At 45.9% G+C, this 10,882-nt stretch carries 15 protein-coding genes; 5 read left to right on the forward strand and 10 right to left on the reverse strand.

Annotated elements, in window-relative coordinates:
* The first annotated feature begins 162 nt into the window (after positions 1-162).
* A complete protein-coding gene (locus K0504_RS18065; protein WP_220105561.1) occupies positions 163-615 on the forward strand; it encodes a hypothetical protein in 453 nt (150 codons plus the stop codon).
* A 74-nt stretch (positions 616-689) separates the two neighbouring features.
* On the opposite strand, the gene K0504_RS18070 is transcribed toward K0504_RS18065, so the two are convergent.
* Positions 690-1,214 carry a hypothetical protein gene (locus K0504_RS18070; protein ID WP_220105562.1) on the reverse strand — a complete coding sequence of 175 codons (525 nt, stop codon included), beginning with the start codon at positions 1,212-1,214 and terminating at the stop codon, positions 690-692.
* Positions 1,215-1,433: 219 nt separating this feature from the next.
* Here K0504_RS18070 and K0504_RS18075 point away from each other — a divergent pair, with 219 nt between their 5' ends.
* The 4 genes from K0504_RS18075 (at position 1,434) to K0504_RS18090 (ending at position 4,720) form a co-directional block, all read left to right on the forward strand.
* Entirely contained in the window at positions 1,434-2,399 is a 966-nt protein-coding gene (locus tag K0504_RS18075; RefSeq protein WP_220105563.1) for a site-specific integrase, read from the forward strand.
* 141 nt (positions 2,400-2,540) lie between these two features.
* Positions 2,541-3,008 (forward strand): hypothetical protein, encoded by a 468-nt coding sequence (locus K0504_RS18080; RefSeq protein WP_220105564.1) that lies wholly within the window; start codon positions 2,541-2,543, stop codon positions 3,006-3,008.
* Positions 3,009-3,229: 221 nt separating this feature from the next.
* Positions 3,230-4,009: a hypothetical protein gene (locus K0504_RS18085; protein WP_220105565.1), complete on the forward strand. Its 780-nt coding sequence runs from the start codon at positions 3,230-3,232 to the stop codon at positions 4,007-4,009.
* A 15-nt stretch (positions 4,010-4,024) separates the two neighbouring features.
* Positions 4,025-4,720, forward strand: coding sequence for a hypothetical protein (locus tag K0504_RS18090; RefSeq protein WP_220105566.1), 696 nt, complete (start codon positions 4,025-4,027; stop codon positions 4,718-4,720).
* A 121-nt stretch (positions 4,721-4,841) separates the two neighbouring features.
* Here K0504_RS18090 and K0504_RS18095 read toward each other — a convergent pair whose 3' ends face one another.
* The 9 genes from K0504_RS18095 to K0504_RS18130 form a co-directional block, all read right to left on the reverse strand.
* A complete protein-coding gene (locus K0504_RS18095) occupies positions 4,842-5,246 on the reverse strand; it encodes a hypothetical protein (protein ID WP_220105567.1) in 405 nt (134 codons plus the stop codon).
* Positions 5,246-5,509: a hypothetical protein gene (locus tag K0504_RS18100; protein ID WP_220105568.1), complete on the reverse strand. Its 264-nt coding sequence runs from the start codon at positions 5,507-5,509 to the stop codon at positions 5,246-5,248. Before K0504_RS18100 ends, K0504_RS18095 begins: the two co-directional genes overlap by 1 nt.
* 80 nt (positions 5,510-5,589) lie before the next feature.
* Positions 5,590-6,225: a 5'-deoxynucleotidase gene (gene yfbR, locus K0504_RS18105; protein WP_220105569.1), complete on the reverse strand. Its 636-nt coding sequence runs from the start codon at positions 6,223-6,225 to the stop codon at positions 5,590-5,592.
* Positions 6,226-6,532: 307 nt separating this feature from the next.
* Entirely contained in the window at positions 6,533-6,745 is a 213-nt protein-coding gene (locus K0504_RS18110; RefSeq protein ID WP_220105570.1) for a hypothetical protein, read from the reverse strand.
* A 68-nt stretch (positions 6,746-6,813) separates the two neighbouring features.
* Entirely contained in the window at positions 6,814-6,948 is a 135-nt protein-coding gene (locus K0504_RS18515; protein WP_264082975.1) for a hypothetical protein, read from the reverse strand.
* Positions 6,945-7,199: a hypothetical protein gene (locus tag K0504_RS18115; RefSeq protein ID WP_220105571.1), complete on the reverse strand. Its 255-nt coding sequence runs from the start codon at positions 7,197-7,199 to the stop codon at positions 6,945-6,947. The genes K0504_RS18515 and K0504_RS18115 overlap by 4 nt, the downstream gene beginning before the upstream one ends.
* Before the next feature lie 376 nt (positions 7,200-7,575).
* Positions 7,576-7,749 carry a hypothetical protein gene (locus K0504_RS18120; protein ID WP_220105572.1) on the reverse strand — a complete coding sequence of 58 codons (174 nt, stop codon included), beginning with the start codon at positions 7,747-7,749 and terminating at the stop codon, positions 7,576-7,578.
* 138 nt (positions 7,750-7,887) lie between these two features.
* Positions 7,888-9,048, reverse strand: a complete 1,161-nt coding sequence (locus tag K0504_RS18125) for a DUF7146 domain-containing protein (RefSeq protein ID WP_220105573.1) — start codon at positions 9,046-9,048, stop codon at positions 7,888-7,890.
* Positions 9,049-9,850: 802 nt separating this feature from the next.
* The coding region (locus K0504_RS18130) for a VWA domain-containing protein (RefSeq protein ID WP_220105574.1) at positions 9,851-10,882 on the reverse strand (1,032 nt) is incomplete at its 5' end.

Genomic DNA, 10,882 nt, shown 5'->3' on the forward strand with positions numbered 1-10,882 from the left:
ACCCACCTCCGCAGCCATTTATTGGTGTGGTCTACAGAGGATTAAGTCTTTTTAGAGGGGAAAATCCCTAGAACCCCTAATTACATCGCAGCATACGGGGGCGACTGCACATCCGAGACAACCCGAATAAGCGCTGGTGAAAGCTGCCCATCCGGAATGGTTGTGCATTACGAGTACACTAGCGGTGACATGGTATGCTCCTACGACCCTTACTACATGCCAGCTGACTGTAAATCTGGTTACTACCCTGAAGGGTCTGTTTGGTCTGAATATTGTCTATCTAGTGACATCAAGGCTGACTACATAAAAGGTTGTTCTCACCTTGATTATTCCTATAACGCCAGTACAGAAAAATGTGAAACACCTAAAACCAAGAGTAAATCATACTACTGTGATGATGGTGGCTCGCTGCAAACCGATAACTCGTGCGCTGACATCGCTATAAGTGCGGCCGAACCGGCCGAGTGCCCGGACGGCAGCACCGATCAAGGTGATAGCTGCTTAGAAATTTTGCACGAGCCGGCATACAAGACTTGCGCTGATTCCACGTCTACCTATTACTCTGATAGCGATGATTGCCGATTCACGGTGTACGAGCCGATTTTGGAATTTTAGATTAGGGTTATCGCAGGACTGTTTAGCTTTACCGTGTAGGCGTGCTGGCCTGCTCGCTTGTAACCTTGCTAGTTTTAATTGGTTTCATCGAGCAGATCAGCAAACGGAGCTGGTAGTTGTTTAATCAATTCGTCTACCAATGCTTTTTCGTCCATGCTGGCTTTGAGGTGAATAGGAACGACAATCGAATCTTTTGATTTTTCAGCATCGGCACGGGCTTTAGGGTCCGTAGCCATCGCATTCAACAGCTCAGTAATCAGCTCGTCTTCCGAATCGTAGTTTAGAACGTTCACCAACGTATCAATTCGCTCTTTATTTTGCTTACTTACATAGATCGTTTTGGCTCGCGTGCCTGTTAAATTCCGACGCCAGCTCCGACGATTATTAAGCAAGCGAACCACATCATCGCGATTAGGCATGTGGCGCAACACTAAGCGCTCAAGAGATTTGGATAATTTGCCTTCATCTAAGTCAGCATGGAGCAGCTTTTCAATGCGCTCAAACATAGCTTCTTGGTCGGCGATGTCATATCGCAATAGTCGTTTACCTTGCTGATCCATGAATTCCAGCAATTCTCGGTTGTACGGATTCTTGGCCATAAGCAGCCTTTCCTTTGTCGTGATTGTTCACGATTGAAATATAGCACACCTGTACTCCGCTTCTCCCGCCCTACCCTCAAAAAATCAATCGTGACCTTTCACGATAAAAGCTTTACAACACCACTCTGCCCCATTACATTAACAAAATACATATTTTGTGAAGTAATGTTGAACGGACATATTTAATGGTGCTCAACAACATTAATTAGGTGGTTAGCGATGGAATTGGTACTTACAGACTCAGTTGGTCACATTGACGTATTCGATCCAGCTCAAGGTGAATCACCATCGGATGAATACTTACGCACGCTTGAATCCAAACTGTCCTTTGACAACATGACTATCTATCTCAACGCGGTGGCTAAGTTGCTCGGCCGTTCGCACCATCGCAATTGCCCATGGCATCAGATCACAGCTAAACACGTTAAACAAATAAAGCAGTATTTTTTAGATGAAAATAAAGCTCCAGCTACAATTAATCTTTATTTGAGCGCTATTAAAGGCGTAATGAAGCAGGCTTGGGAATTAGATTTAGTTGATGCCAACACGTACCTTAGAATTAAATCAATACGCTCCGCAAAAGGAACCAGAATTAGTAGAAGTCGCGTTATTTCAAATGAAGAATATATAAAGGTGTCGCAGTCATTGGAGCAATTAAATGATTACAAATCCATTCGTGACCGAGCTATATTTGACGCCCTGTATTACTGCGGATTCCGAAGGAGTGAAATTGCTAATATCGAATTATCTAACATCAACATGGATACCAAAGAAATATATGTAATAGGTAAAGGGAATAAAGAAAGAAAAGCATTCATTAACGATAAATTGTCTGCGTCGCTGTCAGCCTGGTTAGCTACTCGGGGCTTGGAAGATGGGCCTTTGTTTTTGCGAACCAACCGTAATCGCCAGCCCTTGTACTACTCGGACGAATTAGGGCAAAAATATCAACCGCCCATAACCCGTAGCTCTATTAAAGGTATTCTGGAAACATTGGCAACATCCGCTGGCGTAGAGCTGTTTAAGCCGCATGATGTGCGACACACCTTCGCAACTCGACTTTTGAGTGCTGACGTAGACATATTTACGGTTCAAAAACTCATGGGGCATGCCGACATATCAACCACTCGCCGCTACGATAAGCGGGATGAACAATCGATGCGCGTTGCCATTAGCCTGCTGTAAAAACTTCAGCAGGCCAGTAGCTTTTTACTACACCTGAAAGACTCGTTTGGTTGCGATATCAATTGTATTGTCAATCTACTTGTATTACCGCAACTACACATGTTATTAACGGCTAACTTACAGCTTAAAAGGTGACCAAAAATGGAAGTCAAATACGAGAGCTTTTACGCCGTTTTTGAAGGGCTCGACTTCGTCGAATCCGGTCAGGGTTTAGAAGGTACTCCAACGCTCTATCAAACCAACATGACGTTACCCGTCGTCTCATCCGAAAACGCTACTTTGTCGGACCTCGAAAATTACTGTAAAGAGCAAATTACTGACACGCTCGCCGGCTTCGATCTATCCGACTTTGATAATGATGCATTTTATATCGATGATGGGCGGTTAACCCGCGGCTGGACAGCCTCTCAGATTGTAATTTTGGAGGATATGGCTACCGGAGAGCTTACACCTGTACAGCGCCATGCGTGGCTTGATAAAGAAATCTACGACGACCATGAATACGACGATGACGTTTGGAGTATTTTGCTCAAAGATGCAATCAAACACATGAGTAGTGGAAGTGTAATTGACTCTATTGTGCGAGTTAGTCGTACTGAAATTAAGTGATTGAGACTCGGCTATTTGCCTAGAAAACAACCCGCTAAGCAGGAACTACAAAGAAGTTATTAGCAACTGATACGCTCGACATGAGCGTGGTTGCACGAGAAGCTTTTTGGGGCTAAAACGAAAAAACCCATGCTAGGCATGGGCTTCTCGACTTTCGTATGTCTACAAGTGGAGGCTTTCGCCCGCGAATCTCGTAGCTAGTGAATTAAGGATAGGGATAAATGGCTTCAAGGTCAATAGAATTACACAATGTAGCCAAGGCACTCTCTGAGACAAGAATTAGAACCTTCGTTGAGCACTTTGGCGAACCGCACTGCATCGAGAGTGCTATGGCGCTTTATGGTTGGAATGCCCAAACATCAGCCGCCTTCATGGTGCCTCTACATATCTGTGAAGTCATAGTTCGAAATGCTGTTCATGAGGTACTGCAAATCGTCTATGGGGATGAGAATTGGCCGTGGAATGAAGCCTTTGCTCTTACCCTTCCATCAAGGGGTCGGTATAACCCTAGAGCCGATCTAATAAATGCAAGAAGGCGATTTGACACCACAGGTAAGGTAATCCCAGAGCTTAAATTCGTCTTTTGGCAAAAAATGTTTACCAGTAGACACAAAGAGCGCCTTTGGAATGATCACCTCTTAAGCGTGTTCCCTAATCATCCTGCGGATTTTACCACTCAGGAGTTAATGACCGACATTTATGAGGCTTTAGAGTCCATTCGGACGCTGAGGAATCGGATCGCTCACCATGAACACATTATCAACCGTGATTTAGCAAACGATTTAGAGAGCATTGTGCAGCTTATTACTTATCGTTGCGAGGATGCCGCTACATGGCTGAACTCGCTAGAGGGCATAACTGAATTATTGGATAACAAACCCACGAAGACGTACTTCTGGTCTTGCCCAAATGATTGTGATGATTTTGTTGATTGGGAAATTGTTGATGGAGGCAAGCAAGCGAAGTGCCGCAAATGTGGCTGCAAATCTGACATTAAATAACGACGGAAATAACTTATGACTGATAAGTTCACTCGCAAGCCTTTTTTGCCTGTCCTCAAAGATGCTGTGGGCTATACACGGCTAGCTAAATCCAGTGTTCAAGATCAATCAAACAATCTTCACGCGAAGGGTGCAATATTGCATTGTGCTTTTACTGTTGAAGCTCTTGCTAACAACCTCATCCAGTTTGTCAAGATTAGGGCTCGCCTTGCGGATTCAATCGACAGACTGGATGCCATTGGTAAGATTGAACTATTTTCGATGCTTATCCCAAAGCCGCGAAGCTTTGATCGTGGCGCGAATTGTATACAAACTTTAGACCAACTCATTAAGGTGAGAAACTGGTATGTTCACCCTAAAGTCGTCACAGGGGAACTAAATGAAGGAGCGACGGGACTGGAAACACTTAATGGTAGGGAACTTGATCGGTTAGGTATTTCATTTTCTCCAGACAGTTGGACTGGCGAAGATGCAAGCAAAGTCATGAAGGCCCTTGTTGTTGCTTTAGATCAGTTGTTACTGGGCATGCTCAATCTTGAGATGAAGTCTATGTTCTGCATGTTTTATGACCATGTGAACATTCAAGGCCGTTCGGGGCCGCTGGTGACAAATGACTCTGAATGGGCCTTATGGCTTGAGTCAGATCTTGGATGTCGGCCACTATTTTTCTGCGAGCATATCCAAGAAAGAGTTAAACAATTGCTCTCTTGAGAGTTGTTGAAATAAGTCGGAAAATTAAAAAATAAACTTGTTCGATAAGGGCCGATTACCATTCAGTTGGTTTTACCCAAAAAAAAGGTCGCACTAGCGACCTTTTTCGGTGGATGTACGACTACAGCTCCTTGCTGTTTCGTAACTCTTTCTCGATAGCGCTTGGTGTAAAACGACCACTCAAAGATAGTGACGTCTCATCAACAACTCGGCGCCTGACAGTATTGCGCCCGCTCGCCCCAACTAGCTCATAGTTCTGTTGTACATAGAACTTTTCAACTTGATACAGGAAAAGCAGATCTCGTAATGCCATCTCGTATTTGTCTCGGAACCTTTGCTCATTGAACTTAGCTCTTTGGATAGCCCAGCCAGCTAAACTCGGCACAAGCCCCGCAACAAATGCTGCGGCCACCAATCCTATAGCTCGAATCATCGTAACTTCGATCATAGTTTCATCGGCCATTTCTGATGCTGATGCAAGCGCAGACAAAGGAAGTATCAATACTAACGTGATGATGATCCGCATTACTCACCTTCCTCTACTAGCACTCCGGCTTCAATCACTGCGGCATACACACCAGCAGTACTTAAAACGTTTCTGAAGTCCTGGTCACTTGGGCGTTCGTTGCCGATGCAAACAATGCTGTCACTAACGATAGAGCCCAAAAGGTAGACGAGTAACGCATTAACGCACGTTCCCAAGTCTTCGATTGATTCCGTTGTTTCGTAAACCGCCCGATATACCTGCGCGGCCAGCTCACAACGCTGGTTTGTATTAAGTGTTGCCATTATTTTCTCCACGAGACGTCATATGGCACCACTCCCCTTACCGGGAAGTGGTCCCAGTAAGGGTAAATTTGATTGAAGCGCTACGCTCGTTTGCGTGACGCTTCGTCTAGCGGCAATACAATATGATCGGCGGCTTTAGAACGAAGAAGTTCGTCAACCGATGAACACAAAGAGTCACCGAATAAGCGATGTAATTCACAAAGCTCTGGATATTTCGCAGTCAACTTTTCGACAAGTTCAGTCATTTTAGTGAGTGCGTCACCGAACTCGACTTGGTTGCCCGCCGCCATTTCTTGACGACATTTGATATACGCAGCATACGAATCCAGAGCCTTTACAAGCTCCTGTTCGTACCCGCCCGGATGGCAATCATCATAAATCGCATCACGCAGATAATCTGGCAACGTATCTAAGATTTGAGCTTCCGCAGCGGCTTCCAGCTTCGCATACCCTGAGGCAATTTCTGCGTTGGCAGCCTTGATTGGCGAGATCACATCTTGGGTCAAAACTTCATTAAAATCATGCACTAAGGCGTGATTTATCATCTTTTCAACATTCAAGTCTCGCCCTTGATGACGACCAATATGGCCAGCCAACAATGCCAACATTCCGACTACAGCAGTATGCTCCAAGACGTTTTCGTTACGATGGCAATCCATTAGTGACCAGCGTTGAAGTAACCGCTGACGCAATACAATTCCTAAGAATCCACTCATAGTTCTCACTCCACGATTAATTGGCGACTTGCTCGCTATCTATTTTTTGGGTTAAACGGATGCAGCAAGTCCTATTGCGGCTAGTGAGTGCCCAACAGTGCATCCGAGATAAAAGACCACTGCGGGTATCAGACCACCCGTTCAAGGTGTTTGATCACCGTTAAGCGGGTTTTTTTAAAGCGTTAGGCGTTATGTAAATCCTTGCCGCTCAAAATTAGGAAAGGCACAGCCCAATTAAGGACGTGTACCTTTTAGGATCGGATTGGGTTATTTAGCGATGTGCAGCTCAGCTAAATAACCTTGGCGTTCAGCATGGAAGTTGTTCAACCAAGCTTAATCGCCTCTTGGTTTCGTCAACAAACTTCAGCGCCGAGCGATGAAACAATGAGCCTGGCTTGGCTGTTGGAACAACCTCATACCAGTAGTTCAATGTTCGTTTGAGACGAATCTTTAACTCGTTGACTTGTTCTTGAGTTGCTTTCTTCAACATTGCTTGTCGAAATAATTCAGCAGTAGTCATAGTGTTTCTCCTCCACAGAGATAGGTTTTAGCGGTGGCAGGAGCCCCATGTGGGCTCCCCCACTTGGGTTATGGTTGCTGGATTGCCAGCGTGTAGTGACGTGAAGCCAGCTCATTTGATTCAGCAAGGTACGGATCGTCGGCATCCATTGCATGCACTAACCCGATCCCGCAAATCGCGAGTAACACCCAAAGCTTCTTCATAACGCCACCCTCGGGAACGTGTCCAAAGTAGAGTTTTGAAGTTCAATCGCTTTTGCCAGCGATGTGCCTTGCGGCAGCTTTCGATAATTAATGAACTGTCGTGCCTGATTGAGCAGTAAGTAACGCTCGTTACCCGCAACCCAAAGCCAAACACTTATGTCTCGAGCTTCGTCAGAAACAGATCCCATATTCAAAATATTGGCCTTGTCTCCAACGTCCTTAGCAATAGCTAAAGGGATCGATTCCTTCATAGTTTCTCCTCCACGAGAAGCGAAGGACAAACTAGCCCGCAATGGGCAGTGTTCGCCCTTCGCAGGTTGGTTGTAATGTTCAAGCTGGTTAAGCAAGAACAAAGGTTGATAGCCTTTCGGCGAGACATCGGTTTTACATGTCGATGCAACATGCTCTGCCCGTACCAACAAAAATGTCAGCAACACTTGTCAAGGTGACGTGGGGCAATTTCTGCGGAACTTACGGCAGCGAGGCGCTGCAGATTCATCAAAAGATGACGTGAGTTACACAGAAGGGGAGTTGGTAGCTAATGACGCATAGGAAAGCGTCCGCTTTGCTATAAGCCATTAAAGGTAGGAGGGAGGCTGAACTTGCCAGCCCCACAATCCCTGTCATTTAGCACCCACAGACAGAATCTGTTGGCTCTATATGCCCGAAACGACGAGCCCACTTGGTAACGCGCTCAATGGCAACCCATCCTTCAGATAGGTGCACTGGCACATTAATAATTGTTTGGCCATCGTTTAAGAACAATTTTGACGTAGTGAAATCAAAGAAGTGAATTTGCATGTTGGATCTCCAGGTTTAGTTGGTGCGTTCCTAAAGCCAACTCCATTAAAGCAAGCTTTAGTGAACGCACCACTGGAGGGAAGACTGCAAAAGCAGACTTCTCCAACGGTACATTCTTCGACTGCTACAGGCGAAGCGTTAAGCTTCCTCTGGTAGCGTTACTCCCGTATTGACAGCGAACTGTGGCGGTATACCAAAAGGAAACGCGAGCGCCCCCTCTTGCACGTAAACATCCAGCCAGTCCACTGATTTAGCACCTTCCGGAATATCAAGCTCAGGTACATGTACCTGAACATCAATACCAGCAGTGCGAAGCCGGCGAGCCAATGTGGCAGCACTCCGTTGACCTGCTCCAGATACGTCTTTGTCTGCGAAGATCACTACATTCGTAATGCCATCGTAGAGTTCAACCATCTCAAGTAAGGTGTTGGAATAACATGACCACATAGGTAGCCCTGTTGCCTCACGGCACGCCAATGCAGTTTCAATCCCTTCGCAGAGACCTATTAATGCACCATCGCCCGCAGCAATGGGTTGATCGAGCTTGATGGAGCAACCGCCAATATAGGACGGAGACTGCATCAGCTGCTTGGGCTGCTTGACCTTTGCTTTTGCGCCAGTCGTAGGATTTAAAAATGTACGATGAAGCGTAACATTCCTATTGTCGCTATCCGACATAATCCCCAGCATGCCCGCCAACTTTAACGGTTGTGTTGTGGTGTCATCGCCATACCAAAGTGGATCGGCAAAACCGAGCGCATCAGGTAATAAACGAAAGTCTCCCTGTAACCCTCTACTTCGCAGGTAATTGTGAACAGCCTGCGAATCTCTAGCGAAAGAAGCCCTAGAAAAGACTTTTTCAACCTTTGTTTGCCGCTGCGCAACTTCCTGAGGATCTAGCTGTTGTTCTCGAACAGATTGTTGTTGTTGTTGAACATGCTGAATCTGGTGTTTGGTTACAGACCGAAGATCACCACCCAAGATATCTATGATGACATCCAGCGCTCCGTTTTTAGAGCCCTCCATAAATGTCATCACTTCAATGCCGTCAGGCATAGCGCCTTCGTCATTGTGATAGCCACCACCTGTGTACTCCCAATCTTTAAACAGGCGAAACTTAGTTTTACCTTGTAAAGAGCGAGGGCAAGGAACCTGCGGTGGATTCGATGCATTGGACTTATCAGCTTTTTCTATTGCGTGACTAAGACCTGGGTAGTTTGAAAACACCTTGCGCCATCCACCACTGGATTCCACAAGAGCTTTCACTTTACTGATTTTTGAGTGTTCTGGCCGGTACATTTAACTACTCCGCATTCAATTTGGAATCACAAGGGTCCCTAAAAGCCCTCAGGGAATGACGTTTAGGTGATCCCTGCGAGCTGAATGAAGGCCACGGAAGTGGCCTTTAAGTTGTTTTAAGCTGATGAAGCTGGATTCGGTTTAGAAAACCCGGGCCCCCATTTCATGCAACCGCCGGCAAGAACTTTTTTGCCATTTGGCAATTGACGCAAAGCAAGCTTTGTCTCAACGCCATTTTTCTTAGTTAACGTAAAACGCAACATGTGATCTCCTCCACGAGAAAAACCTCTGAGGAGATACAACAACCCTGTCGGGCGATGTATTCCCGAGAGGGTTTAGATAGATAATCAAGCGACTGGTAAGTCGAATGAAAGGTTGATTGCCAATTAAGGCGGCGCTCTTATTTAATTTCGCTGAGCATAACGAAGTGGCGACTAGTCTATGAGGACTGGCCACCGAACATTGTTAATCGTCAAACACCACACCAAGATGGTGTGCCTAAAAGGTTTATGTGAATAGCGAAAAACAATGAAGGAAAAAGCATGGATTAAGTGCCGATTGAGCTCTTGAGCGATGCTTTCTCGAAACGTGGTTGAAACGTCAAATAATGGTGAGTGCTCACCCAGATGATAACGACTAAGTCGTTGTGTGGATTGCCCGTGAAAGGCACTATCAGATTACAACATGTTACGCCAAAATATCTAGTGTACATCTCAAAAATGTCTCGAAAAACACCTTTGAGATGCACACCCCAAGGGATGTGCGGTAGAAACGCAAGAGCCGAAGCTCTCACGCTAGTTCGTTATGCGACAGACAATAAAGATTGTGCAATCGCTTCCTTTACAGCTAAGTGCAAAGTGCTGATGTCTTCCACGCAAACAAAGCCAGATTCATCAAACCCGCTTACATGGTTAGTACCCACACCAATTGCAACAACTTTCACTCCGGTAACCAAGGCAACCTCAAGCGCTTGCTCAACGGCTACGGTTGAATTTGGATCACCGTCAGTGAGAACAAACAGTAGTTTTCTAGGCTCATCCCGGACTGCTAATCTAGCAATAGCTGCCATCATAGCTGGGCCGGTTGGCGTTCCACCAGTTGCATTCACTTCAAAGTTCTTAGGCTGCGCAGATTTTTCGGAAAAGCTCTTTGCCACATGAATCCCTTCGTAACCCCGAGGATAGTAAAGCACCTCGTTTGTAACTCCCGGAAGTTTGTGCAGCGAATAGCTTAAAGCATACGTGCAGGCGTTTGCGGTTTCCATTTTCCAGTTCTCTGGATGAAAGACCCCATTCACCGTACAAGCCCAACTCATACTGTCTGAGTTGTCTACCAATATGCTTACGGCAGTGTTCGGAGCGCGAGTCGTTTGCTCGTGCTTAAACACATTGCGAGTTCCTGCTGGCACAGTTGCTAATCTATCGCTATCCAAGTTACTACCTCGACGACGGTAACTTCTTTCGGTCTTATTCATATCGAATAGCACGCGATGAAGTGGGTTTTTGACCCGTCGACTAGCTTGGATTGCCGCAGATTTATCCATGACCCCACAGACGTTGTGTCGGCTAATTTGAAAAGGCTGATTATCGATTCCATCCACCACATCACCAGCGCGTTGCGCTTCGTCTGCATCTTGTTCAAGGCCTGCTCGAACCATATCGTGAATATCATCAATATACTCATCCTCTGTAGCGTCCAGCATTTGCTGAGCTGCAGCAGAGCAACGCATAGCTGAATTACCACCTTCGCTTGAGCTATCGCCTTCGCTTGAGTCTGCGTCATCATCGCTTGAGCTGTCGCCTTCGCTTGAGTCTGCGTCATCATCGCTTGAGCT

The organism is Neiella holothuriorum (genome assembly GCF_019457915.1).
Lineage (GTDB): Bacteria > Pseudomonadota > Gammaproteobacteria > Enterobacterales > Neiellaceae > Neiella > Neiella holothuriorum.